The 24,366-nt window shown below is 40.8% G+C and carries 25 protein-coding genes and 2 tRNA genes; 12 read left to right on the top strand and 15 right to left on the bottom strand.

All coding sequences use genetic code 11. From position 1 onward, the window contains the following. Nucleotides 1–493 precede the first annotated feature (493 nt). The gene (locus DCO56_RS19680) at nt 494–1,684 is read left to right on the top strand and encodes an MFS transporter (RefSeq protein ID WP_241254888.1); all 1,191 of its coding nucleotides are present in this window, start codon (nt 494–496) and stop codon (nt 1,682–1,684) included. A 335-nt stretch (nt 1,685–2,019) separates the two neighbouring features. Here DCO56_RS19680 and DCO56_RS19675 read toward each other — a convergent pair. Continuing rightward, nucleotides 2,020–2,091: transfer RNA gene (locus DCO56_RS19675), tRNA-Arg, on the bottom strand. A 372-nt stretch (nt 2,092–2,463) separates the two neighbouring features. Next, nucleotides 2,464–2,544, bottom strand: a tRNA-Tyr gene (locus DCO56_RS19670). Between the two features lie 287 nt (nt 2,545–2,831). Here DCO56_RS19670 and DCO56_RS19665 point away from each other — a divergent pair. The 6 genes from DCO56_RS19665 (at nt 2,832) to DCO56_RS19640 (ending at nt 8,976) form a co-directional block, all read left to right on the top strand. Next, entirely contained in the window at nt 2,832–3,464 is a 633-nt protein-coding gene (locus tag DCO56_RS19665; protein WP_104384792.1) for a peroxiredoxin, read from the top strand. 85 nt (nt 3,465–3,549) lie between these two features. Beyond that, a complete protein-coding gene (locus DCO56_RS19660) occupies nt 3,550–3,864 on the top strand; it encodes a thioredoxin family protein (RefSeq protein WP_108635449.1) in 315 nt (104 codons plus the stop codon). Next, on the top strand, nt 3,845–4,099 hold the full coding sequence (locus tag DCO56_RS19655; protein WP_108635448.1) for a DUF6952 family protein: 255 nt from the start codon (nt 3,845–3,847) through the stop codon (nt 4,097–4,099). Before DCO56_RS19660 ends, DCO56_RS19655 begins: the two co-directional genes overlap by 20 nt. A 392-nt stretch (nt 4,100–4,491) precedes the next feature. Further along, the gene (locus tag DCO56_RS19650) at nt 4,492–6,945 is read left to right on the top strand and encodes a PIG-L family deacetylase (RefSeq protein WP_108635506.1); all 2,454 of its coding nucleotides are present in this window, start codon (nt 4,492–4,494) and stop codon (nt 6,943–6,945) included. 9 nt (nt 6,946–6,954) lie between these two features. Beyond that, the gene (locus DCO56_RS19645; RefSeq protein ID WP_108635447.1) at nt 6,955–7,164 is read left to right on the top strand and encodes a hypothetical protein; all 210 of its coding nucleotides are present in this window, start codon (nt 6,955–6,957) and stop codon (nt 7,162–7,164) included. Nucleotides 7,165–7,260: 96 nt separating this feature from the next. After that, nucleotides 7,261–8,976, top strand: coding sequence for a sodium:solute symporter family protein (locus DCO56_RS19640; RefSeq protein ID WP_108635446.1), 1,716 nt, complete (start codon nt 7,261–7,263; stop codon nt 8,974–8,976). A gap of 212 nt (nt 8,977–9,188) precedes the next feature. On the opposite strand, the gene DCO56_RS19635 is transcribed toward DCO56_RS19640, so the two are convergent. From DCO56_RS19635 to DCO56_RS19600, 8 genes are all read right to left on the bottom strand, one after another. Next, nucleotides 9,189–10,061 carry an N-acetylmuramoyl-L-alanine amidase gene (locus DCO56_RS19635; RefSeq protein WP_108635445.1) on the bottom strand — a complete coding sequence of 291 codons (873 nt, stop codon included), beginning with the start codon at nt 10,059–10,061 and terminating at the stop codon, nt 9,189–9,191. Further along, complete coding sequence (locus DCO56_RS19630; protein WP_108635444.1) at nt 10,061–11,098, bottom strand: DUF3078 domain-containing protein; 1,038 nt, start codon at nt 11,096–11,098, stop codon at nt 10,061–10,063. The genes DCO56_RS19635 and DCO56_RS19630 overlap by 1 nt, the downstream gene beginning before the upstream one ends. Nucleotides 11,099–11,121: 23 nt before the next feature. Then, a complete protein-coding gene (locus tag DCO56_RS19625; protein WP_108635443.1) occupies nt 11,122–11,883 on the bottom strand; it encodes a hypothetical protein in 762 nt (253 codons plus the stop codon). Between the two features lie 61 nt (nt 11,884–11,944). Continuing rightward, complete coding sequence (locus tag DCO56_RS19620) at nt 11,945–12,778, bottom strand: glucosaminidase domain-containing protein (protein ID WP_108635442.1); 834 nt, start codon at nt 12,776–12,778, stop codon at nt 11,945–11,947. A 15-nt stretch (nt 12,779–12,793) separates the two neighbouring features. Beyond that, entirely contained in the window at nt 12,794–13,315 is a 522-nt protein-coding gene (locus DCO56_RS19615) for a glucosaminidase domain-containing protein (RefSeq protein ID WP_108635441.1), read from the bottom strand. A gap of 22 nt (nt 13,316–13,337) precedes the next feature. Further along, a complete protein-coding gene (locus DCO56_RS19610; protein WP_108635505.1) occupies nt 13,338–13,973 on the bottom strand; it encodes an O-methyltransferase in 636 nt (211 codons plus the stop codon). A gap of 241 nt (nt 13,974–14,214) precedes the next feature. Further along, nucleotides 14,215–14,844, bottom strand: coding sequence for a GTP cyclohydrolase I FolE (gene folE / locus DCO56_RS19605; RefSeq protein ID WP_108635440.1), 630 nt, complete (start codon nt 14,842–14,844; stop codon nt 14,215–14,217). 28 nt (nt 14,845–14,872) lie between these two features. Beyond that, nucleotides 14,873–15,286, bottom strand: coding sequence for a 6-pyruvoyl trahydropterin synthase family protein (locus DCO56_RS19600; RefSeq protein WP_108635439.1), 414 nt, complete (start codon nt 15,284–15,286; stop codon nt 14,873–14,875). Between the two features lie 173 nt (nt 15,287–15,459). On the opposite strand from DCO56_RS19600, the gene mqnB reads away from it, so the two are divergent. From mqnB to DCO56_RS19580, 4 genes are all read left to right on the top strand, one after another. Further along, nucleotides 15,460–16,101, top strand: coding sequence for a futalosine hydrolase (mqnB, locus tag DCO56_RS19595; protein ID WP_108635438.1), 642 nt, complete (start codon nt 15,460–15,462; stop codon nt 16,099–16,101). 123 nt (nt 16,102–16,224) lie between these two features. Further along, a complete protein-coding gene (locus DCO56_RS19590; RefSeq protein ID WP_108635437.1) occupies nt 16,225–17,211 on the top strand; it encodes a pyruvate dehydrogenase complex E1 component subunit beta in 987 nt (328 codons plus the stop codon). 103 nt (nt 17,212–17,314) lie between these two features. Then, nucleotides 17,315–18,070 carry a DUF6263 family protein gene (locus DCO56_RS19585; protein WP_108635436.1) on the top strand — a complete coding sequence of 252 codons (756 nt, stop codon included), beginning with the start codon at nt 17,315–17,317 and terminating at the stop codon, nt 18,068–18,070. Between the two features lie 116 nt (nt 18,071–18,186). Then, a complete protein-coding gene (locus DCO56_RS19580; protein ID WP_108634802.1) occupies nt 18,187–19,722 on the top strand; it encodes an IS1182 family transposase in 1,536 nt (511 codons plus the stop codon). A 149-nt stretch (nt 19,723–19,871) separates the two neighbouring features. On the opposite strand, the gene gcvH is transcribed toward DCO56_RS19580, so the two are convergent. After that, nucleotides 19,872–20,252: a glycine cleavage system protein GcvH gene (gene gcvH / locus DCO56_RS19575; protein WP_104384777.1), complete on the bottom strand. Its 381-nt coding sequence runs from the start codon at nt 20,250–20,252 to the stop codon at nt 19,872–19,874. Between the two features lie 100 nt (nt 20,253–20,352). Between gcvH and DCO56_RS19570 the strand changes: the two genes are divergently transcribed. Next, the gene (locus tag DCO56_RS19570; protein ID WP_108635435.1) at nt 20,353–21,549 is read left to right on the top strand and encodes an anhydro-N-acetylmuramic acid kinase; all 1,197 of its coding nucleotides are present in this window, start codon (nt 20,353–20,355) and stop codon (nt 21,547–21,549) included. Between the two features lies 1 nt (nt 21,550). Here DCO56_RS19570 and DCO56_RS19565 read toward each other — a convergent pair whose 3' ends face one another. Genes DCO56_RS19565 through DCO56_RS19550 form a run of 4 tightly spaced genes read right to left on the bottom strand, consistent with a single transcriptional unit; the run spans nt 21,551 to nt 24,139 of the window. After that, entirely contained in the window at nt 21,551–22,222 is a 672-nt protein-coding gene (locus DCO56_RS19565; RefSeq protein WP_108635434.1) for a DUF2461 domain-containing protein, read from the bottom strand. A 7-nt stretch (nt 22,223–22,229) separates the two neighbouring features. Continuing rightward, nucleotides 22,230–23,030, bottom strand: coding sequence for a phosphatidate cytidylyltransferase (locus DCO56_RS19560; protein WP_108635433.1), 801 nt, complete (start codon nt 23,028–23,030; stop codon nt 22,230–22,232). Nucleotide 23,031: 1 nt separating this feature from the next. Beyond that, the gene (locus DCO56_RS19555) at nt 23,032–23,241 is read right to left on the bottom strand and encodes a putative signal transducing protein (protein WP_108635432.1); all 210 of its coding nucleotides are present in this window, start codon (nt 23,239–23,241) and stop codon (nt 23,032–23,034) included. Continuing rightward, the gene (locus DCO56_RS19550) at nt 23,216–24,139 is read right to left on the bottom strand and encodes a CPBP family intramembrane glutamic endopeptidase (RefSeq protein ID WP_108635431.1); all 924 of its coding nucleotides are present in this window, start codon (nt 24,137–24,139) and stop codon (nt 23,216–23,218) included. The genes DCO56_RS19555 and DCO56_RS19550 overlap by 26 nt, the downstream gene beginning before the upstream one ends. Between the last annotated feature and the right edge of the window lie 227 nt (nt 24,140–24,366).

Raw genomic sequence — 24,366 nt, 5'->3', positions numbered from 1 at the left:
GGAGGCTAATAATTGTTTGCCTTTAACAAAAATAGGATACGTTATCGAAAAACTATTGACGTATTGCGAATTTTACATTTTGATTGTATTTTAACCTGACATGAGTAGGTCTTGTTTGAACAACTTCGTATATTTAAAGTAAAGAAAGGCTGGTAAATTCAACTTATGCCAACTTGATCAAGTAGCATAGGGTAGGATCGGGTTTGATTATAGAATATGTATCAATCTAATAATAAAGCGTTTAACATAGTAAAATTTACACAAGCGCATGAAAGAAGATAATTATCACAACCTTGGCTGCCATAAAGCAAAATTAAAGAAGATAATTTTCACTTGCTTTAGATATAATTTTCAACAGTCTTTATTGTCATGTTCTACTCTTGCCAAGCTTTAGCGATGATGTTCCTTCGGGACTGAGTGAATAAATTTCTTTATTGATCCTGTCGTAAAATGAAATACTTATCCGTAACTTTGCACCCTCAAATCAGGAACTATGGACACTATGCTAACTCTCTCAGAGGAAGATCTTTATAATAAACGCAATCGCATTCGGATTGCAGTATCTCTTTTCTTTTTTTGTCAGGGTATTGCTTTCGCCTCCTGGGCAAGCCGTATTCCGGTCATCAAGGAGCGTCTTCATCTGAGCGAAGGGCAGCTGGGAACCATTTTATTGATGCTTCCCATAGGACAGCTGGTCACAATGGCCCTTTCGGGTAAATTGGTCACCAAATATGGGAGCGCCAAAGTGCTGCGTATCGTACCGATTGCTTATGCATTGGTCTTATGCTCCATCGCCTTTGCTCAAAATGCCTGGCAACTGGGAGCTATTCTCTTTCTTTTTGGCGTAACGGGAAATATGTGCAATATCTCGGTCAATACCCAGGGGGTAGCTACCGAACAGATCTATAAAAAGTCAATTATGACTTCTTTCCACGGCGCTTGGAGCATCGCCGGATTTACAGGCGCATTGGTCGGGCTGCTCACCATGAACCTCGGCCTGGATACCTTATCACATTTTTTGATCATATTGGCCTTGGTCATCGGCAATACATTCATCAATCAACGCTATCTGGTTCCGGGAAAATCACCACAGAAAGAACGGCGAAGCTTTTTTTCCAGACCTGAGGGAAGTCTTTTACAACTGGGCATCATCGGTTTTTTCAGCATGGCAACCGAGGGCGCCATGTTTGACTGGAGCGGGGTATACTTTAAGGAAATCGTTCATGCACCCGAAAAACTCGTTGTTGTAGGCTATGCTTCTTTTATGATCATGATGGCAACGGGCCGTTTTGTGGGCGACGCCGTGATCCGTAAGCTGGGACGTAAAAGAACCTTACAATATAGCGGACTCCTGATGTTCGTAGGCATGATGACCTCGGTCATTTTTCCTCAGTTTATTATATGCACGCTTGCTTTTATGCTTGTGGGTATTGGTGTCGCCTGTAATGTACCGTCTATCTATAGTATCGCCGGTCAAAATAAAAATGTACCATCGGGCGTGGCATTGGCCATGGTTTCCAGCATTAGCTATCTCGGGTTTTTAATGGGGCCGCCACTGATCGGCTATATCGCAGAAGCATTTAGTTTGCGCTATTCCTATGGTGTTTTCGCCTGCTTTGGCCTACTCATGTTTGGCATGGTCGGAAGGCTATCTCTATTTAAAGAAACGCCGTCTAATACCTAATCCAACTGGTATTTGGGAATACATTCTTCTTTTTTTTGCTGATTTTTGAACTTCGCTGCTTCTATTGGTGTCTTGTGGCGACCAATTATCAGGGTGTTTTTCGTCTGCTACGCCCATATTTAGCATGAACGAAAGATTGTCCCCAATATTTTATTTTGAAAACCAACAGTTTTTCTGAAAGAAAACATTCTGACAGGAGACCGACTGTCTGATGGGAGGAATAACGATACAAATAGCGAAGATGATTATCCATTAAAATAAAACAGGAGAAATAACTTTTATCGTATTTCTCCTGCAATTGAAAAGCGAAACTGCTGGCATCACTTCTCCTTATGTAGCCCCGAGCAGAATCGAACTGCTATCAAATGTTTAGGAAACATCTATTCTATCCGTTGAACTACGGGGCCGTTTCAAAAGCCAAACTTAGGTTTATTTTATAAATAAGTCAATAGCAAGTTGAAAATCCATGCTATATTTTTTGCCGGACTCCGTGATCAGAAGCAAAAAGCAATTCGGTGAGGAATCCCGACAATAACCTCAACTGCCACCGCACCGCTGGTATAACACCCGATAATGATATACAATGGCAGTTCCGGCTATACCTTAATAGACTTAATAGATTCACCAAATTTTAAAGGCAGTACTTAATATCCTTACAATATGTTCTATAGGACAACAGCAGTAGACTCCCATCAATGGAGTTATATAAGCCGTTGGCCCAATATGCTCATCAATTTTGACAGGAAAATTTAAAGTGAAATTTATAAAGGAAAAAAATGTGGAGGGAGAAGGATTCGAACCTTCGAAGCCGAAGCAACGGATTTACAGTCCGTCCCATTTGACCGCTCTGGAACCCCTCCAGCATTGCGCTATTTTGAAATAGAACGTCGCAAAAGTAGCTTTTGCACATCAATTGTGCAACTATTTTGACGCATTAATCTGTAACTACCCCAGTATGAATTGTTTTATTTTTTCAAGAAATCCCTGTTCGGTCCGCCGCCTCTCAAAGACCTTATATTAATATAATAAAAACTTATTGTTATATTCTAGTCATAATAGATTTTGATGATAGTGTATTGGTAAAATCAATTCGCTTTTTGAACCGGGTTGCCTTATCTTTGTGTCAACAAAAAAAGAAAGATATATTATGAGTTTCACAGGTAAAAGTTTTCCAAGCATTACAGTAGATGCAATTGATTATTTAGGCGACAATTTGCAGATCAACATTTTCGAAAAAGCAGTTAAAGAAGGTAAAAAAGTACTTTTGTTCTGGTATCCAAAAGATTTCACTTTTGTATGTCCTACAGAATTACATGCGTTCCAAGAGGCTGCTGCTGAATTTGAAAAACGCAATACAGTCTTAATCGGTGCTTCTTGCGACACAAACGAAGTTCACTTTGCTTGGTTAAACACTGCAAAAGATAATGGTGGTATCGAAGGTGTTGAATATCCTATTTTAGCTGATACTAACCGCAACTTATCTAGCGTATTGGGTATCCTGGACGTTCAAGAAGTTGAGCATCCTGAGTACGGTACATTGGCACAGGGATCTGCTGTTACTTACAGAGCTACTTATTTGATCGACGAAACTGGCCGTGTATTCCACGAGTCTGTAAACGACATGCCTTTGGGCCGTAACGTGAAAGAATATTTACGCTTGATCGACGCTTACGCTCACGTACAAAAATTTGGCGAAGTATGTCCTGCAAACTGGGAAGAAGGTAAAGATGCAATGAATGCAGACAGAAAAGGTGTAGCTGATTATTTAGCTAAACACTAACAATAAAGGACCTCAGGTCTTATCAACAGGGGCCTTTATCCCGGCTCCTGTTGATTTCTCCATCAATCACCTTAATAATAAAATCATGTTACAAGAATTAGAAAACGATAATTTACAAGAAATTGTAAACAATAACGATATTGTGATGGTTCAGTATGCTGCTACATGGTGTGGTAACTGCAAAATCATGAAACCAAAATTCAAGAAATTGTCCGGTGAAAACGAGAGTGTTCCTTTTATCATCGCTGATGCGGAGAAATTTCCTGAATCACGCAAATTGGCAAACGTCAATAATCTGCCTACATTTGCTGCATTTAAAAACGGTAAATTGGTGAATCAAGTACAAACAAATAAGTTGGACGCATTAGTAGAATTATTCAATGAAGCTGCCAGTAATTAAACATCTTACAGAATTCATCGAACAAAATGATGTAGACTATATCCTGGAGACCATCGAGACATTGGAAGCTCTTACAGAAGCTCCATTGAAAGATGAGGAACTCGACGTGATCGGTGAATTAATTTCTAACCTATACGGTGCCGTGGAGGTTGATAAATTGATAAAAGAAGGCAATTCGAAAAAAGACGCCTTAAATATGTTCATGAAACGTGTTCTAGGAGCAATTGACAAATAATTTTGCTTGACTAAACACACTGAAGTGAAACTTTCTTTTCATATTTTTAGTTGCCCAAAAGCTAAATTGTTGACAAAATTTAGCAATGTGGAAAACTAATTGAAGGAATCTGACAGAACTAAATATTTTCTACATATATTTACTATGTTAAAGGTTGCCACTTGGAGCGAAGCGACAAAATAACTATTCTCTAAAAATTCGTTTCAGGAAAAAATATTTTAATTGTTAAACGGAAATTTCAACTTGGTTGGAATTTCCGTTTTTTATTTTTAGACGAATCTTAAGCTAACGCCCTTATTTTCCCTGATTTTCACCTTCTTTACAGCAAATAATATACATTAAAATTACAATGCGCAACGATGCTGTTTTGGATGAAATCTTTATCTTTAGGCATGCGAAAACCCTTTCTTTCTGTCATTGTTCTATTGGCCAGCATGCTGTCAAAGTCAACTGTACAAGCACAAAATCCCCAGTGGAATGCCGCCGAGATTAAGCTCAACCTGGAAAAATTGAATGTTTTAGGCTCCGTTCTGTACTTTGCCGCACATCCGGATGACGAAAATACCCGACTGATCGCCTGGCTGGCCCAGGAGAAAAAATATAGAACGGGTTATTTATCCCTGACCCGTGGTGACGGGGGACAGAATCTTATCGGCACCGAACAAGGCGTTGAATTGGGACTGATCCGTACGCAGGAGCTTCTTGCTGCGAGAAAGATCGACAAAGGGGAACAATTTTTCTCTTCAGCTTACGATTTTGGCTTTTCAAAGACACCCGAGGAAACATTTGACTTTTGGGACAAACAACGGGTGCTCGCCGAAGCAGTATGGTTGATCCGCAAATTCAGACCTGACCTGATCATAACGAGGTTTCCACCTGATGCCAGGGGTGGCCATGGGCATCATCAGGCCTCCGCAATGCTGGCACATGAAGCATTCAAAGCCGCTGCTGACCCTAAGCAGTTTCCGGAACAGCTTCAATATGTAAAACCCTGGCAGGCGAAACGCCTCCTCTGGAATACCTTTAACTTTGGCGGACAGGACAATACGCGTGAAGACCAGCTCAAAGTGGACATCGGTAACTACAATGCGCTGATAGGTGCCTCATACGGTGAAATTGCCGCGCATAGCCGCTCTTCCCACAAAAGCCAGGGCTTCGGATCTGCCGCCCAACGTGGCTCTTCCATTGAATATTTTGAATATGTCGACGGTGCCCCCGCAACAGCTTCTCCGTTGGAAGCAATAGATACTTCCTGGAAACGAATACCAAATAGCGGAACGGTACAATCATTGATCGCAAAAATCAATCAAAACTATCAGATCGACAAACCGGAATCGGCCTTACCTGATCTGCTCCAGCTTTATAAAGCACTCGACCAGATCAAGGATGATTACTGGCGGGATCAAAAGAAAAAAGAAGTCGAAAAATTGATCCTTGCCTGCGGCGGGATCTGGTTTGAAAGTATCGCAAAAAACCCGGATTATGCATTGGATGATCAGATCAATGTCGACAACGCCATTATTGCGAGACGTCCGGATGTTACCGTACAACTGGTGAAGCTCAATGGCAAAGAGATCCATAAAAATCTGGTCAGCAACCTTCTTTTAAAGGATACTATTTCGGTACGTGCGACAAACGCTACACAACCCTATTGGCTGAATGAACCGCACGCCAAAGGGAAGTTTAATGTCAGGGACTTCAATCTCACCGGTTACCCCGAAAACCCGAATCATCCAAAAGTACGCTTTGAATTAATGATCAACGGTACCACCGTCACATTTGACCAACATATACAATATAAGTATACGGACCCTGTCCGTGGCGAAATCTATAATCCGGTCGTCATTCTGCCACAGCTCACAGCAAAGAGTTCGAGCCCACTGGCTCTGACCCAAAATGCCCAATCTGTCAAAGTAAATATTTCATTCCAAAAAAATGGACAGACACCCGCACAGTCATTTCATATAACGCCAATTGGAATAAAAGGCTGGGAAATAAATCCTGCTTCATTTGAACTGCAGTTTACCCCAGACGTCAACAGGCTATCAAAAGAAATCACAATAAGCCCTTTGAATCCGGCTATTTCATCCATTGATACACTTCTTTTCCGAGTTGATCAAAAGGATAGACTAAAAGAGATAAAAACAATTGGTTATAACCATATTCCAGAGATTGTTTACTTTCCTGATGTTGCGATAAAAATGAGCAATATCAACCTGATCAATACGGTTAAAAAAGTAGCCTACATCCATGGTGCAGGAGACCTTATTCCTGAATCGCTCAGTGCGATTGGCATCAAAGTGGACATACTGACCAGTGAACAGCTTTTAAAAAGTGACCTATCGGGCTATGACGCGATCATCTTGGGTGTCAGAATCTTCAATGTCAATAAAGATATCGCACAGATTCAGAACAAGCTGTTTGACTATGTCAATACCGGAGGCACTGTCGTTGAGCAATATAACGTGAGCAACGGACTGGTTTCAAAAAATTTCGGTCCCTATGCATTCAGCCTTGGGAGAAGCCGGGTCACCGATGAACTTGCCGCCGTTCATTTTGACGAAAAAGATCCGATTTTCAATTATCCCAATAAAATTACAAAAGTCGACTTTGACAATTGGGTGCAGGAAAGAGGTTTGTATTTCGCTGAAAATGTCGACAAAAGATACCGTACACCCCTCGCCATGCAAGATCCGGGTGAACCGTTGCATAAAGGGGCTCTGTTGATCGCAGACTATGGGAAAGGAAAATTTGTCTATACATCACTATCTTTTTTTAGACAATTACCCGCAGGAATTCCCGGAGCTTACAGATTATTTGTAAATTTGTTATCAAAATCAAAATAGAATATCACAATGGAAAATCAGATTGACAACAATTGCACAACGATAGATGCCGGAAAAGCAAAAGGAATCATCCTTTTGGTCGCTGTAATATTTGGTGCATTAATTGGATTCACTGCAAATGAAACATTTTTAAGTATCATCGGCGGTGCGGTTATCGGATTGATTATCGCTGCTTTTTTTAACAGTGTTATCTATCCTCAAAAGCCCTCAGATAGATAAAAATAGGATGAATAGCTGGAAACGTTACTACTGGATGGTCGTTATCTGGCTATTTATATTTATCCTTTTTCTGTACTTTTTTACGAAACATTATTCATGAGTACAGTAGACTGGGCCGTTTTATTACTAACACTTCTGTCGATTGTCGCTTATGGCATCTATAAAAGTAGAGGTATAAAAAATATTGATGGTTATCTTTTGGGCAATCGTTCTTTGCCCTGGTACCATGTAGGGCTTTCGGTAATGGCCACTCAGGCGAGTGCCATTACTTTTCTTTCCGCTCCCGGATTGGCTTACTCTTCGGGAATGAGTTTTGTACAGTTCTATTTTGGTCTTCCGCTGGCCATGATTGTACTCTGTATCACTTTTATCCCGATATTTCACAGACTTAAAGTCTTCACGGCTTATGAATTCCTGGAGAAACGCTTCGATGTCAAAACCCGTGGGCTTACCGCATTGCTATTTTTGATCCAACGGGGTATCTCCACTGGCATCACCATCTTTGCACCGTCGCTGATCATTTCCACTATCCTTCATATCGACCTGACACTAACGACCCTGATCATCGGAAGCTTTGTGGTTATCTACACCACCTATGGAGGGACAAAAGCTGTATCCCATACACAGTTGCTCCAGATGAGCATTATCTTTGGATCATTGCTTATCGCAGGTATGCTCGTCATCCATTTGCTCCCGGCAGATATCGGTCTTTCTAAAGCGCTTCATATCGCCGGTAAATCGGGTAAAACCAATGCACTGGACTTCACTTTTGACCTGAATAACAACTATACGCTGTGGACGGGGCTGATCGGAGGTTTTTTTCTGCAGCTTTCTTATTTCGGAACCGACCAGAGCCAAGTAGGCCGTTATCTCACCGGTTCATCCATAAAAGAGAGTAGAATGGGACTAATTATGAACGGACTTTTGAAAGTCCCCATGCAATTTGCCATCCTACTGATCGGTGTCCTGGTATTTACCTACTATCAATACCATCAACCACCGATTTTCTTTAACCAGGTCGAAGTACAGAAGTTGAAAGAAAGTCAATATGCGGCGTCCTATCAAGAGCTTGAACAAAAACATACGCAGCTATTCCAACAGCGTGAATCTCTCGTCAATGGCCTCAGTACTGCGCTAGATCAGGAAGATCAGGGGGGCATCGAGGCCTCACGCTCGGCATTGCATCAACTGAATGCACAGATGCAGCAAGTGAAAGACAGTACACTGACACTGATCAAGAAGAACAATCCGGCAGCCGAAACAAACGATAATAACTATGTATTCCTTTCGTTTGTAACCAAAGCATTTCCGAAAGGCCTGATCGGTTTACTGATCGCCGTTATTTTCCTGGCATCCATGGGCTCTACGGCCAGTGCAATTAATTCCCTGGCTTCAACCACAACCATAGATATCTACAAACGTTTTATAAACCGCAACGCAACCGAAAGGCAGGATCTCTTCTGGTCACGTATATTTACCTTGATCTGGGGAATTTTTACCGTCGTTATCGCGCTTTATGCAAACAGACTGGGCAATCTTTTGGAAGCGGTAAATATTCTAGGGTCTTTATTCTACGGCACGATACTCGGAATATTTATCGTCGCTTTCTATCTAAAAAAAATTCAGGGGAAAGCCGTTTTTATCGCTGCGATCCTCTCTGAGATCATGGTTATTGGCATCTGGTATCTCGATAAAATCCCTTTTCTATGGCTGAATCTCATCGGCTGTGTGGCGGTAATGATAATCGCGTATTTTATACAGCTTTCGCTCAGAAATGATACCACGGCATCAAATAGGAGCAGTAATCCATAGCAACAATCCATAAAAAATAGGGTAGCGGTAAACGGCCCGTAAACAAAGACCCTGATTACGAATCAGCATTTTATTTAAAGCGCGTATTTTAATCGGCCCGCGAATAGTATATGAAAAGTCCGGATTCGCAATGAATCCGGACTTTTCATGTAATAAACCGAGATACCAACCTCTTATTTGATAGCATGGATCATGATTCGCTTTTAGAAAGCCTATTGGTATTTTTTATAAATATTGTAAAGTACGCTCTTATCATACACCGTCAGCTCGGGTGTTGTGTCCCGCACGATAAATTTCCGCTTAAATGCGACGATCGCTGCCTTTAGGTTAGAGGTATCATACCCGATGATTTTAAGCGCATCACTGGCATTAAAATTATCAGGAGGGCTAATTAGTTGGCCTTCATCATACCAGATACCAAATCCTCTTTCCGCAAGCTTCTTCCAGGGGAAGAATACACTGGGGTCATTCTTGCGCGAGGGAGCGATATCTGCATGACCGATAAAGTTATTGTCAGGGATCAGATAGCGTGATTTTAAAGTATCCAACACCGTCATCAGCGAATTGATCTGGGCATCTGGAAAAGGCTCCCTGCCATTATTGTCCAATTCTATTCCGATAGAGCAGGAATTCATGTCCACAATGGATCCCCACTTTGCAACACCGGCATGCCACGAGCGGACATAGTCATTCAGCATCTGGATAATCTCACCGTTGCGGCCGATCACATAATGTGAACTCACCTTGGTCCGTGGAACCTGGAATGTCTTGATGGTCTGAGCGACGCTATCTTGTGCCGTATGGTGGATAATCACAAAGTTTGGCTTGCGAACATCATAGTGAATAGCTTCTGCTTGACGCCATTCGGGGTGAACCCCGGTTTTCTGCAGGAAGATTACCTTTCTCTCCTGGGGTGTCAATTGATTTGTATCGGGCTTGACCTCAACAACTTTTTCCTCCAGGACAACTGCCGGGGCAAAAGAAGCGACCAACGGTTTGGACACAGCGGCATGTCCCTTGGACTTACAGCTCGCCAAAGACATCAACACAGCAAGTATGATCCCAATTGACACTGGTCTAAACATTATTTTGGTAAACTATATACAATTCCCATGGCCAACGACTGGCTCAACTGAACTCTTGAAATAACATCCGGATCATAGATCATAATGCCGTTTAGATTGACGTTGATTACCCGGGTCACTTTTGCTGTTACGGTAACATCCAGACGATGGGTCGGATCCGAAATCTTCTCATAGTCCGCGAAGAGATTGTAACGTGCCTTCACATTCAATTTATCCGTAAAGTTCTTATCCAGGTTGCCCGTAAGCTGGAAAGCGAGCGCATTCGCAAAAGAACGGTCTTCTTTGACACCAAATCGTTCCCCTGTTCCTACCGTAGGGTTGTTAGGGTCTCTATAATAACCGTACTTCTGAAAAAAACCTTCTCCGGAACGAGGTTTTACTCGCTCATCCAAAATAAAGGTCTGCCGCGCGGTACCTGTACCAAAACGTAACGAAAACTCATTGCTCGGCTTATATTCAAGACCGAATGATTCCGTTAGATAGGCGGGCGCCATAAAGGCATTTTCAATGTAATCTATAGTGTCTTTGCCATTCACGGTTTTATACTTATAACCCGCATCAAATTGCGATTCAAAGGTAACCGATGTAAACAAAGCCCAGTTTGCCGACAATTTATAGGATAACTTGTTATCCCAAAATATCCGGTCATTGTTCTTTTTAGCGATATTATTCGTATTCTTGATCTTACCGTAACGAAGGTCTACCTCGGTCACAAAATTAAAGTTGTCCCGCGTATAGTCTGATTTATGATTGGCGTTGAGGCCAACAGCGATGGAACCGACACCACCACCTTTCCAGTTATCATTAAAGGATGCCTGGTTTAAATTGATACCAAACTTGGTCCAATGCTTCCAGTAATCTACTTCAAGATTGAGCTTGGGTACCACCGGACGAATGGTTTTGATATTTAAAGGTTGCTCTTTTTGTACAGAAATTATGGTATCTGGTTTTGCTCTAAGATCCTTCAGATCCTGTGCCCTTATGCTCGTAAAAGAAAGGCAAAGCATAGCCATGCCCACAAAATTGAATAATTTCATTCTGAAAACGTCTATTTTTTTGTTTACGGTACTAATTTATAATTAATTGTTGGAAAAGGCTCTATAAAATATTGCGAAGGGTTCAATCGGTAACGTGAATAGCAGTCTTTGATGTAATTTGTTACTTCGTAATCACTCGCCGCCAGAATGAAAAAATAGGACGGTCTAAATATTCGTCTAAATTTTTCGGCTTCCTCAAAACTGAGTCCTGTAACTTTACTGATGAGTTCCTTCGTAAATTTATAATCAATCACATTCTCCTTATAATCGTTTTCTATGGTTTTAGTTAGCCTACGCGCTCTTTTAGCCTCTTTGCTAAATAAACTATAAATGGAGTTTATACTCAGTCCTGCTCCGGTAGGACCGACGGAAAAGACATCTCCATACCCCGCCAGGCGGTAGGCTTTCTCATAATCTTCTTTTGCTTTCCTCAGAATTTCTTCGGGGCTCTTTCGTGCGGACACCTGAACCTCATCAATGTAGATTGATTCACGCAATAAATGAAACAGCAACAAACCTTTATTGTCAACGGAAAGGGTGTCTGAAAAATAGCCTTTGCTCATAGCGACAACCTGATCACCTATCCGGGCAGAAAAGTCAAATTCGCCTTTAATATTATTATAGATTACTTCGCCTGTGCGGAGATTGGCGAGCTTCACATTTCCGATACGTTGTTTGGTGTTTTTGTCAAATACGATACCTTCAACTCTTTTTTCCTGACAAAAAAGTAGCGGGATACAGCCGAGGATGGCCGAAAATAAAAAAATATATCGTAATAGCTTCACTTTCGTAAAACTACTATATCGCCATACAAAACTGAAATATTTAACATCTTTTAAAGCGTAACTATTTAGATATAACCAATAGCTGTCCTAAGGACAATGCTTCATCTGTTAAGTCATTTAGTGATTTGATCTGTTCGACAGAGACATTATAGCGTTTGCTCAGCGAATAAAGGGTATCCTGTGCTTTTACCTCGTGAATACGCATAGCCACGGGGCTTTTGATTTCTTCGGTCTTGACCACAGCAGGAGGGGCCTCCTGAACCTGTTGCACGATTTCCTCTTGCACGGTCTCTTCACGTACCACCTTCTCCTTCGGCGTCTCTCCCCGGTCGTACTGATCAAGATGATATCGCTCGATCATTTCTATCAATAAATCCGGGTAACGGGGATTGGTTGCATATCCCGCAGCTTTAAGCCCTTTGGCCCAGCCTTTGTAGTCATTTTTGTCCAACTTGAACAAACCTGAATAACGGGGACGTAGCAGGAATTCGGAATGATCCTTAAACGATTGCTCGGGATTATCGTATACACGGAAGCAGTCGTTGATATTATCGTCGGGGCGGGTCACGGATTTACCTTTCCATACACCACCGCACTTAATACCGAAATGATTATTTGCTTCACGCGCCAGGTAGCTGTTACCATTACCAGACTCCAACAGGGCCTGCGCAAGTTTGATACTGGCCGGAATACCATATTTGTTCATTTCTGCAATTGCGATATCTTTATAATGAGCAATGTAGTCATTCCCTGCCATGGAAGGCCGACCTGAAGAAGAAGATGAAGAAGTTTTTGAATTGGAGCCGGATTTAGCAGATGATAATGTGCCTCTCCGGCTTGAACATGATGTAATCAACATCATGAATACAATCATGCCATAAAAAAACTTCTTCATGCAATACTTTCGTGCTTATTTTTTTGTAGACGAGAATTTATTTTGCTTGGAATCATTATCAAATACATCAAGATGATATAGTTTAATCGTCTTAAGTACCTTCGCTGTCCAGTCTCTACTTGTAGAATACCCCGAACGAGCAATTGCCTTTACCCAAGCTTCATATTTTTCTCCCGGATGTTTTTCAAAAAGGCTTTGAGTAGTCTTTTTTCTTTTTACTATTCCTACAAAGTCATCATATGAGTCCAATACAGACCGATAACCTTTGTAAGCTGACCGAATAACGGTACTATTGTTTCTTCCTTTGACACCAAAATGGTTATTCAAATTCTTTGCTATCCTGCTACGCCCATTTCCGCTTTCATGCATAGCGATGGCTAGGATAACCGATGCCGGAACGCCATGTTCCTCCATCATTTCTTTTGCTATTGGACTGTACTTATCGACATATGCCGCACTTTGAGCTGAAACTTTTGAAATCCCAAAAGTTGCTAAAGCCAGTAACAGTACAAAGCTTTTTAATTGTTTTAAATTCATGAAGAATGTTTTAGTTCACAAATTACTTCTTGCGCAACGCAAAAAGTCCGTCTCGAATCGGTAGTATTACCTTTTCTACGCGCTTGTCCTGAGCTAAACGTGCATTCAAATCAATGATCTGCTTTGTTTGGTTGTCTGGTTTTGAATCCAACACCTTACCTTTCCATAAGACGTTGTCAATCAAAATAAGTCCCCCAGACGGAACTTGATTTATTATCGTTTCGAAATAATATAAATTTCTCTTTTTATCAGCGTCAATAAATACCAGATCGAATGTTTCGTTCAATGTGGGTATAATCTCTGCTGCGTCACCAATATGATATCGGATCTTATCTGCGAATTCAGACCCATCAAAATACCCTTGGACTCTTTCCTGTTGCTCTTCATTGATATCAATGGTATGTAATATCCCATCCTGTTGAAGACCCTCCGCGAGACATAATGTTGCATATCCCGTAAAAGTTCCGATCTCCAAAATACGTTTTGGAGCAACCAATTTACTCAATAAAGAAAGAACTCTTCCCTGGTAATGACCAGATAACATATGGGGCATTGTTTCCTTCAAATATGTCTCCCGATTTACCCTTTTCAGTAACGAATTTTCTTCGTCTGTAGTATGTTCCAAATAGGACTCTAAATCGTTGGCAACAATTTCCATAACCACAAAGGTACCAAAAAACATTTTTATGATAAAAATATTTTTTTATAAAAACCTGATAAACAGCACGATATAATTATCGGTTTGTAAAGAGATTTTTTAGCGACTAGCCTTAAAAGCCCAAAAACGCACTATCCCCATTTTTTGATTTTTGTATTTCTTTCCCGATTTCATCAAAAAATAAGCCCTCGTGAAGGCGTGCTTCGCGAGGGCTTATTTTTATTATTTAGCGATAAAAATACTAAGCAAGATCGGCTGTGATCAGGCGTAAAAATTCGGAGCGTGTTACGTCATTTTGAAATGCGCCTGTAAATGCGGAAGTCGTCGTAACGGAGTTCTGTTTTTGTACCCCACGCATAGCCATACACATGTGTTTGCACTCCATCACCACAGCGACTCCACGGGCGCCCAAGGTTTCCTGAATACAATCTCTGATCTCATTGGTAAGACGTTCCTGTACCTGCAGACGACGGGCAAAGATGTCCACGACACGAGGAATTTTACTCAAGCCTACAATATGACCGTTTGGAATATAGGCAATGTGTGCCTTGCCAAAGAATGGTAACATATGATGCTCACACAAGGAGTACACTTCAATATCCTTTACAACCACCATCTGGCTATAATCTTCCTCAAACATGGCTCCTCTAAGCACTTCTGCAGCATCAATATCATATCCATGCGTTAAAAATTGCAGGGCTTTAGCGACACGCTCAGGAGTCTTTACCAGACCTTCACGCTTGGGATCTTCGCCCAAACATTCCAATATATCTGTATAATGAGAAGCGATGCGATCTACTTTTTCAGTATTGTATTTGTCGATCTTAATATATCCATCCAACTCTTCGCTGTCAAATGAGTGTTGACTCATAGTTTCTACTATTTAAATGTATTAAAGATTAATCGCCAAAATATTCGACGTAGTTATTTTCGGTTTCATGCAAACGTACACTATGCAATGCAACTCCTTCTTCCTCAAAAAGCGGTTTGAGGATTTTGAATATCTCAATAGCGATATTTTCTGTAGAAGCCATGACGTCTTTCATAAAATCAACATCCAAATTGAAATTACGATGATCCACTTTGTCAATAATGTTGCGGTTGATAATTTCTTTCATGATCTTTAAATCGATCAAAAAACCAGTTTCGGGATTTACTTCCCCCTTGACCGTGACAAAAAGGTCATAATTGTGCCCATGCCAATTTGGATTAGAACAAAGCCCAAACACCTGTTCGTTTTGTTCATTGCTCCAATCTTCACGATACAGCTTATGTGCTGCACAAAAACGTTCACGACGAGTTATAAATATCATAATAATACAAAGATACGGCTTTAAGGCCAATTTTAACATTTCTATTTTAGTAATGCCGTCAGAATAGGGTAATATAATTAACGGAGAAAGATCCTCCGCTGATTTTTATATCAAAGTACCCGAGACCTGCTCGATAATTCGTAATTTTCGCATACTATAAAAAGAAGTTCATCATGAAAATATTAATCGTTTCCGCCACGCAGTTCGAAATTCAGCCTTTTCTGGAGGTTGCCGCAAATTATCCCGACTGCGACACAATAATCACAGGTGTAGGAATGGTGGCAACAGCATTTGAATTAGGAAGGGTGCTGCACGAGAATAAATATGACCTCCTTATAAATATAGGTATTGCGGGCTGCTTGGACCGCAACCTGAAAATAGGCACGGTTGTACAGGTCATCTCAGAATCGTTGGTCGAATTGGGGGCGGAGGATGACCAACAATTTATTCCGATCGAACAATTGGGTTACGGAAAATCCAAATTTCAATCGTCTTTGCTTCATGGTGAAAATATAGTGCTTCCGTTTTTACCCCAGGAGCAAGGCATCACAGTAAATAAGGTACACGGGAATGCAGATACAATTGCAAAACTTCAACAGTTCCACCCCGAAAGCTGTATCGAGAGCATGGAAGGCGCTGCAGTTTTCTTTGCAGCGGATAAAATGGATCTTCCAGTGATCGAGCTTCGGGGCATCTCCAATTATGTGGAAAAAAGAAACCGTGCCACGTGGAACATTCCGCTGGCAATAATGAATAGTAATAAGGCACTTATCCAAACATTGGATTTCTTGTCGGACTTATTTTCCAAAATTTAATACAAAAGTCATTTACTTATTAAAAAATGACATAAAACTATACAATTAGGCTGGTCAAATCTTCAAAATATCAATTTTAAATAGTAGATTTGTAATCTAAAAATTGACACTATTTTACAACTGATGAGAGAAATACAATTCAGAGAAGCACTTCGTGAAGCGATGAACGAAGAAATGCGTAAAGACGACAAAATATTTTTATTAGGTGAAGAAGTTGCTGAGTATAACGGTGCTTATAAAGTAAGCCAAGGTATGCTCGATGAATTCGGTGCAAAACGTATCATTGATACACCTATTGCTGAACTTGGTTTTGCTGGTATCGCTGTTGGTGCGGCAATGAACGGTCTAAAACCGATCGTTGAGTTCATGACATTTAACTTTTCACTTGTTGCGATTGACCAAGTTATCAATGCTGCTGCAAAAATCCACTCCATGAGCGGTGGACAATTTTCTATCCCTATAGTCTTCCGTGGCCCGACAGGAAATGCAGGTCAGCTAGCAGCACAACACTCTCAAAACTTTGAAAACTGGTTTGCAAATACACCAGGATTGAAAGTGGTTGTTCCTTCAAATCCTTACGAAGCTAAAGGTTTATTGAAATCTTCAATTATTGATCCAGATCCGGTTATTTTTATGGAATCTGAGGTCATGTACGGCGATAAAGGCCAAGTTCCTGAAGAAGAGTACTACCTCGAAATCGGAAAAGCAAATATCATCCAGGAAGGTACTGATGTTACTGTTGTTTCTTTCGGTAAAATGCTTCCTCGTGTTGTAATCCCTGCTGTTGAAGAATTGAAAAAAGAAGGCATCAGTGTAGAATTGATCGATTTGCGTTCTGTGCGCCCAATTGATTACCCTACACTTATCGAATCTGTTAAGAAAACAAACCGTCTGGTTATCGTAGAAGAAGCTTGGCCTTTGGCATCAATCTCTACGGATTTGGCATTTAATGTGCAACGCAATGCGTTTGATTATTTGGATGCTCCTGTTATCCGTGTGAACTGTGCTGACGTACCTCTTCCTTATGCGCCAACCTTAATCGAAGCTGCTTTACCTAGTGTAGAAAAAGTGGTCAAAGCCGTGAAAGAAGTATCTTATATCAAAAAGTAATTCAGTTACTTTTCGAAGCAAATAAAAAACCCTTTTACTGATGTAAAAGGGTTTTTTTATATATTTATTTGTCCTGTTATTCAATAACACTAAAATCCAATAGATGAAAACACTAAAAACAATGGCTTTGACTGCTCTATTTGCGTTTATAGCCCTATCTGTATCCGCACAAAAAAAATACACCCTACGGGTAAATCCGGACGAGGGCAAGAAAATAGCGCAAAATGTGATTATGGCAATGGACATCGAAACCGGGGAACAGAAGATTGTGACCGATTTGACGATGGGGTTTGATATTACAAACACAGCCAAGAAAGACAACTCCTTTCTATTTGAGCTTGTCTACACAGGCATCAACATGAAAATGAGCGGAGAAGCCATGGAAATGACCTATGATTCCAAAAATCCCGAAGCCAATGAATTTTCAAAACAGATGCATGCTACTGTAGGCAAGCTAGTGGATAGTAAAATAGGCTTTTCAATAGATCAATTGGGGAAATCTTCGGATATACAATTGCCTGAAGGTGTCAATCTGCCTTTCGATCGAAGTATGTTTGAAAATATCAGCACCGTATTACCTGAACAGGCCATTGCTGTTGGCGAATCATGGAGTTCAAAAACCGAGTCGGAAGAATCAGGCTTACTAATCGAAAACAAAATGACACTCGCCGAAGTGAATGAGCAGGGATATAAAGTAAATGTGGAAGGAAAAATGTTTGGATCGGACGCAAAGCAGGTGGGTAGTATTCAGGGATTTTATGTATTGGATAAAAAGAGCTGTCTGACTAAAATAACAGAGATGACAAGTGATGTCGATATGCCGGAGGCAAAGATCAAGACGGTCATAAAATGCCAGTAGATGGCAATAAAAAAGAGGCTGTCTTTTTGAGACAGCCTCTTTTTTATATTATTTCATTATGTTTAATTTGGTTCAATTAACTGATTTTCATATATTTAAAGTGTAAAAAAAGATATATGTCATCTCAAAGACCTACTTTTAAGCCTTACTATCAGGACCAGATTATGGCAATTCCTCCAACTTTGGACGAATTGGTCTCCAAAGGACATCCGGTACGTATTGTTAACGATGTGATCAACCGTATCAACATACAGGGTCTTTTGGATGCCTACAAGATAAAAGGCTGTTCCAGTTATCATCCGCAAATGCTGTTGAAGGTTCTGGTGTTTGGCTATGTAAGCAATGTCTACAGCAGTCGGAAACTGGAAACAGCCTGCCGGGAGAACATCAACTTCATGTGGCTGAGCGGCATGAGCTACCCCGATCATAATACTATCAACAGATTTCGTGGTGTCCGCTTAAAGGAAGCACTTCGCAGTGTATTTGAAGAAGTTGTTAAGCTCCTGGCCGAAGAAGGGTTGTTAAGCATAGAAGATGTCTACACCGATGGCACCAAGATAGAGGCTAATGCAAACAGATACACTTTCGTTTGGAAAAAAGCTATCCATACCAATAAGGAAAAGATGAAAGCTGCTTTAAAAGATATATGGGACTACGCCCAAAGTATCGCCAAGTCGGAGGACAACCTTCCGGATCCTCCCGATCTGACGACAATTGACAGCGAAAAAGTCCGGGCTACGGTCGATAAGCTGAACAGGGTCTTATCCGACAAAGCTTCGGTAAATAAGAAGATGAAAGCAAAGTTGCGTTATGTAACCAAAAACTATCCGGAGAAGATCGCACAATATGAAGAGCAGGAAGCTACCCTGGGAGACAGAAACAGTTATAGCAAAACAGATCCCGATGCCACCTTTATGCGGATGAAAGAGGATCATATGAAAAATGGCCAGCTCAGACCAGGATATAATATCCAGATATCCACGTCCAATCAATACATTGTCAATTATACCATACATTCCAATCCCACAGATACCAGAACATTATCCGGTCATTTGCAACAACATGAGGACAGCTTTGGAAAAACACCGGGAACCCTTACCGCGGATGCCGGTTATGGCAGTGAAGAAAACTATGCATTACTGGCAGCAAAAAATATTGAGGGCTATGTGAAATATGGTATGTTTGACAAAGGGCAGAAAAAGAGCTGTCGGGATAAGAAACCATTTTCTGCAGATAAATTACATTATAATCCTTCACAGGATTGCTATATCTGTCCAATGGGACAGGAAATGCATTGTATAGGTACATTTAACCAAAAGACCTCCGCAGGCTTCCGGCAGGAAATCAAAAAGTATCAGGCAAAAAACTGCACAAACTGCCCGTTGAATGGCGCCTGTCACAAATCACAGGGAAATAGGATCATCGGGGTGAATAAGCAACTTGAGATGTACAGGGACAGGGCATACGAATTGCTCAACAGCGATGTAGGTGTAGCCAAACGAAAACAGAGGTGCCATGATGTCGAACCTGTCTTTGCAAACATTAAACAGAACCATGGGTTCCGAAGATTTATGCTCCGGGGTAAAGAAAAAGTGTCCATAGAATGGGGATTATTGGCAATAGCGCAAAATCTAAGAAAAAAAGCGGCCTAAAAAGCTACTTTTTGTTCATTTTTCTCTTTCATATGAGTCTTTTTCCAAAATAACCAACAAACAACACACAGATCTATCTCATAGACTTTTTAAACAAAAAAACTGTCCCAAATAAATTTGAGACAGCCTCTTTTTTAATTACACCGATATTAAGCGTTGATTTCTTCTTTGTATTGATCCGCAGATAATAATGCATCTACATCAGCTGCATTATTCAATTTAATACGAACAATCCAGCCTTCACCATAAGGATCAGAATTCACCAATTCAGGAGAAGCATCAATTGCATCATTAACCGATAAAATTGTAGCTGCTACAGGTAAAAACAGATCAGAAACCGTTTTTACAGCTTCGATTGTACCGAAAACTTCATTTGCGGCAACTTCTTCACCTACAGTATTAATGTCAACAAAAACGATGTCACCCAATTCACGTTGAGCGAAATCGGTAATCCCTACAACTGCTTCATCACCTTCAACACGAATCCATTCGTGATCTTTGGTGTATTTCAATTCTGCTGGAAAATTCATTGTATCTAATTTTTTGATTTTTAATGCCGTGAAGTTACAAAATATCTTCAATTGTCAAAAATGTTATAATGAATATCATTTTTGTGTTTATTTTTAAGCTATGAATCCTCAAATCGAAAAACTTTATCAGATCGGCCTAAAAAAAGAGCGCTTTATTATTGGTCTGATGTCCGGAACCTCATTAGACGGCCTTGATATCGCATTATGCCGTATTGAAAATGCCGGAAATACGACCAAAATCAGTTTGGAAAAGTTTATCACAATGGACTACGAGGATATTTTTAGAACCAAAGTCCGTGAAATATTCGCAAAAAGAACCATCGACCAGCAGCTATTTTCGGGCCTTAATGCATACATAGGTATCACCCATGCGAATTTGATTAATCAAGCACTCAAAAGCTGGAACATTTCAGCTGCTGAAATCGACTGTATCGCCAGTCATGGACAAACGGTCTACCATGCACCGCAATCGCTGACAAAAGACCTTAATTGGCCTAACAGTACATTACAGATCGGTGATGGAGATCATATCGCCATACATACGGACATAATTACGCTCTCAGATTTTAGGCAGAAACACATCGCTGCCGGAGGAGAGGGCGCGCCATTGGCAGCCTATGGCGACTACCTGCTTTTTTCTCACCCTACTGAAAACAGGTTCTTGCTAAATATAGGCGGCATTTCTAATTTTACCTTCATACCAAGTCATCAAAGTCAACTGGAGGCTTATGCAACGGATCTGGGCCCGGGAAATACCATGATGAACCAGTATATGAAAGCGCATTTTGACCTAGAGATGGATCAAAACGCCACGATCGCAAAAAAAGGAAGTGTCAATAAGGACTTGTTGGAACAGCTCTTGGCCGAAGAATTCTTAGCCTTGCCGTTTCCCAAAACTACAGGACCGGAACTGTTCAACCTAACTTACCTAAAAGAGGCTCAAAAACGTTCAGATACAGTAGCGCTTCCGCATGAGGATGTCATGGCTACACTCAATCGCTTTTCGGCTCAGGCCATGATCAACGGCATACGCCGGCAAGCAGCAGGATTACCGAACGTCTCGGTATATATCAGTGGCGGAGGATTACATAATCCTTTGCTTTTTGACAGTATCAAAGCCAATCTGCCCGACTGCAAAGTAGAAAGTTTCGCCAACCTGGGGATTGACCCAGATGCCAAGGAGGCTGTTCTCTTTGCTTTATTGGCGAATGAAACCCTCGCTGGAACAAGATCTAATGTTGAACACATTAAAAACTCTCCGGCGGTTTGTATGGGCAAAATTAGCCTGCCAGAGTAAACTACTCACTTTCTATCGCCTCTTGTAAAAACTCCTTGAACGGTAACATCTTTTTATAAGAGGCGATAATATTATCCAGCGCATTTTTGTTTGACAGGTCTTTAATGGTCAGGGGCTGATCCAGAACAAAGCTTTTTAGCTTGATAAAATCAATATGGGGATTGTCTTCACCATAACCGGCAGGAGCACGCTTAAGCAGATCTTCTTTGAAAAGCGTTATTTTTCCATCATTCAAGGCTCCGTTGAGAATTTTTGCCAAATGCTCACCATTATAGTCAATTTCCTGTCTTATCGCTTCCAGATGAGGTTTCTCCGGCCGCCAGTAACCACAGGCAATAAATGAATTTTCAGCACCGATATGAATATAGTATTCAGGACCGTGCAACTTCCTTCCGTCAACAGATATCCCAGCCCCAAACCAAGTCTTATAAGGGGTTTTATCATTTGAAAAACGCGTATCTCTATAGATACGGAACAGACATTTGTTGGCTTGAATGGAGGTATTTATTTTGGGGTCAAATTCACTCAGCGCAGCTATTAAATCGGTTAGAAAACTCCGGACATCCGCTAATGCAGACTCATATTTCTCGCGGTTCTCCGCAAACCATTCCCTTGAATTATTTTCCTTTAATTCTGTCAAAAAATCAAAGGTAGATTTTTGAATGTGACTCATAATGCTGTTAACTGATTAAAATTAAGAAAACGTAGACCATGGGCGCAGCCAATAATAAACCGTCAAAACGGTCCAGGAAGCCACCGTGCCCCGGTAAGATACTACCCGAATCCTTGACGTGTAAGCTCCTTTTTAACATTGATTCAACCAGATCTCCCAATGTTCCAACAATACTGATGATCATGGCAACAGTGATCCATTGCCATAAGGGCAGACTTCCAAAATATTTCTCCAGATTTATAGCGACTACAATAGCCAAAATGAAGCCGCCAAAAAAACCTTCCCAGGTCTTCTTTGGAGAGATACGCTCAAAAAGTTTATGTTTACCAAAGCTCCGGCCGGCAAGATATGCTCCGGTATCATTGGTCCAGAGCAATATTAAAAAACCAAGGGGAATATAATGGTTATAAACGCCATTGATAAAACCCAGCTTTGCAAAAAGAAAGAAGGGAAATGTGACATAGCAGATACCCAAAAAAGTATAGGCGATATCATTAAAGGGAAAACTTCGCTTTTGAAAAAGTGAAATAATATAGGTTAAACCGATCAATGGCGTAATGAGCCAAAGAAATTTAGGTTCCAAAAGATCCATAGCCACCATAGATCCTATAGCAAATCCTGTAATGGCCAAAATGATCCCCAAGGCCTTATTGGGCGCACGCTCTTCGGACGACACGATACCATAAAACTCATACAGACACCATGCACTTAACAGCGTAAAAAAGATACTGTATAGGTATGGCCCGAATAAAGTGGATGCCACCATGACAACTACAAAAATAGCACCGGTTATCGCTCTTGTCTTCATCTTAATTCGCTCCCTCTGCTTCTTCAATCAATCTTTCGGCAGTTTCAACCGAGTTTTCACTAACATATAGTTCTATTTTTCCAAACAAATAGGAAGAATCCTGTTTATTTAATGCCACGGCCGGGATACCATTCTCTTCCAGCATCTGTTTTACTATTTCAGCCTGAATAGCATTTGTATATGTTTTAATTTTCTTCCAATCGTTCTCCATGATTTCCTTTTTGTGTTGACAGATAAAATAAGAATACAAAAATAGCAGTAAAAATGAAGCCTACAACATATATCCACCAAGATTGCAGCTCAAATGCATTGATTTCTTCATAACTTTTACCATTTCGTGTGTAATAAAAAGACATCACCGTCGCTCCGGCGTTATTGACAAAATGACCAAAAATAGGTAACAGAATATTTTTGCTCCAGACATAGAGATAACCGAAAAATGCCCCCAGCAGCATCCGTGGTATAAAACCAAAAAACTGCAGGTGTATGGCGCTGAAGACGATTGCAACAATCCAAATGACAACATGAGGATTGGAAATCCACCTGCCGACGATATTCTGGAGGACACCGCGGAATAAAAGTTCTTCGCCTATGGCCGGTATCAGCGCCAAAACCACCAGATTAAACAGAAATCCGAAAAAGCTGGTTTCCACGATAATTCCTTTGATTAGATCTCCTGATTCTCGCTCACTGCGCTCCATCCAAACCTGCACGGACCTCATATTATCCGGCAGCTGTAATGATTCGTTCCAATGTCCGATTAGACTCATCAGCGGCATAAAAGCAAGCATGGCAAAAAAGATATAGGCAAACTGCTTTGCCTGTGGCGCGTATTCTTGTTTAAAATAAATGATTCCATACCCCTCACGTGTATGCATCAGATATGCCGGTACAACAAAGGACCCCAAACTACTCATCAACAACAAAAAACGCATTTCATTTGCGGAACCTTGCATGAGGGCAGCCAATGAAAATACCTGTCCTGTAAATTTGTAATAGAAAAAGAGCACAAGGATACCGATGACCTGCGAGAGAAAGGTAAATCCGATGACCAACAGGACCAGACGCAATAATGATTGAAATGGGGAAGTAGTTTGCTCGGGATACATAAAATTTTAAATATGTTTTAAAGATAACAATAAAAGCATGCCACTTTATACATTTCGCTGCAATTCAATAAGACATCCCTGACCGGATCAGTGGAAAAAATGGTATTATGAAAGGCTCCGGATCAGTTGGAAACACCCAAAAAATAAGTATCAAAATCCAGTAAATAGCGCTGGACGGTATATAAAAAAGGTTCCGAAATTATTTCCGGAACCTTTTTATACAATAT

The organism is Sphingobacterium athyrii, assembly GCF_003071065.1.
In the GTDB taxonomy this organism is placed as follows: Bacteria; Bacteroidota; Bacteroidia; order Sphingobacteriales; family Sphingobacteriaceae; genus Sphingobacterium; species Sphingobacterium athyrii.
The sequence above is the reverse complement of the archived record's forward strand: the minus strand, read 5'-3'. Positions and strand labels throughout refer to the sequence as shown.

Bases quoted from the DNA above. Each gene is read 5' to 3' on its own strand.
- DCO56_RS19560 (WP_108635433.1), bottom strand. From the start codon at position 23,030: ATGAAGACAAGAGCGATAACCGGTGCTATTTTTGTAGTTGTCATGGTG.
- folE (WP_108635440.1), bottom strand. From the start codon at position 14,844: ATGAGTCAACACTCATTTGACAGCGAAGAGTTGGATGGATATATTAAG.
- DCO56_RS19610 (WP_108635505.1), bottom strand. From the start codon at position 13,973: ATGGAAATTGTTGCCAACGATTTAGAGTCCTATTTGGAACATACTACA.
- DCO56_RS19635 (WP_108635445.1), bottom strand. From the start codon at position 10,061: ATGTTTAGACCAGTGTCAATTGGGATCATACTTGCTGTGTTGATGTCT.
- DCO56_RS19660 (WP_108635449.1), top strand. From the start codon at position 3,550: ATGTTACAAGAATTAGAAAACGATAATTTACAAGAAATTGTAAACAAT.
- DCO56_RS19620 (WP_108635442.1), bottom strand. From the start codon at position 12,778: ATGAAGAAGTTTTTTTATGGCATGATTGTATTCATGATGTTGATTACA.
- DCO56_RS19565 (WP_108635434.1), bottom strand. From the start codon at position 22,222: ATGAGTCACATTCAAAAATCTACCTTTGATTTTTTGACAGAATTAAAG.
- DCO56_RS19570 (WP_108635435.1), top strand. From the start codon at position 20,353: ATGAATCCTCAAATCGAAAAACTTTATCAGATCGGCCTAAAAAAAGAG.
- DCO56_RS19665 (WP_104384792.1), top strand. From the start codon at position 2,832: ATGAGTTTCACAGGTAAAAGTTTTCCAAGCATTACAGTAGATGCAATT.
- DCO56_RS19615 (WP_108635441.1), bottom strand. From the start codon at position 13,315: ATGAATTTAAAACAATTAAAAAGCTTTGTACTGTTACTGGCTTTAGCA.
- DCO56_RS19555 (WP_108635432.1), bottom strand. From the start codon at position 23,241: ATGGAGAACGATTGGAAGAAAATTAAAACATATACAAATGCTATTCAG.
- DCO56_RS19655 (WP_108635448.1), top strand. From the start codon at position 3,845: ATGAAGCTGCCAGTAATTAAACATCTTACAGAATTCATCGAACAAAAT.
- DCO56_RS19645 (WP_108635447.1), top strand. From the start codon at position 6,955: ATGGAAAATCAGATTGACAACAATTGCACAACGATAGATGCCGGAAAA.
- DCO56_RS19550 (WP_108635431.1), bottom strand. From the start codon at position 24,139: ATGTATCCCGAGCAAACTACTTCCCCATTTCAATCATTATTGCGTCTG.
- DCO56_RS19650 (WP_108635506.1), top strand. From the start codon at position 4,492: ATGCGAAAACCCTTTCTTTCTGTCATTGTTCTATTGGCCAGCATGCTG.
- DCO56_RS19640 (WP_108635446.1), top strand. From the start codon at position 7,261: ATGAGTACAGTAGACTGGGCCGTTTTATTACTAACACTTCTGTCGATT.
- DCO56_RS19600 (WP_108635439.1), bottom strand. From the start codon at position 15,286: ATGATATTTATAACTCGTCGTGAACGTTTTTGTGCAGCACATAAGCTG.
- DCO56_RS19590 (WP_108635437.1), top strand. From the start codon at position 16,225: ATGAGAGAAATACAATTCAGAGAAGCACTTCGTGAAGCGATGAACGAA.
- DCO56_RS19580 (WP_108634802.1), top strand. From the start codon at position 18,187: ATGTCATCTCAAAGACCTACTTTTAAGCCTTACTATCAGGACCAGATT.
- DCO56_RS19630 (WP_108635444.1), bottom strand. From the start codon at position 11,098: ATGAAATTATTCAATTTTGTGGGCATGGCTATGCTTTGCCTTTCTTTT.
- mqnB (WP_108635438.1), top strand. From the start codon at position 15,460: ATGAAAATATTAATCGTTTCCGCCACGCAGTTCGAAATTCAGCCTTTT.
- DCO56_RS19585 (WP_108635436.1), top strand. From the start codon at position 17,315: ATGAAAACACTAAAAACAATGGCTTTGACTGCTCTATTTGCGTTTATA.
- gcvH (WP_104384777.1), bottom strand. From the start codon at position 20,252: ATGAATTTTCCAGCAGAATTGAAATACACCAAAGATCACGAATGGATT.
- DCO56_RS19680 (WP_241254888.1), top strand. From the start codon at position 494: ATGGACACTATGCTAACTCTCTCAGAGGAAGATCTTTATAATAAACGC.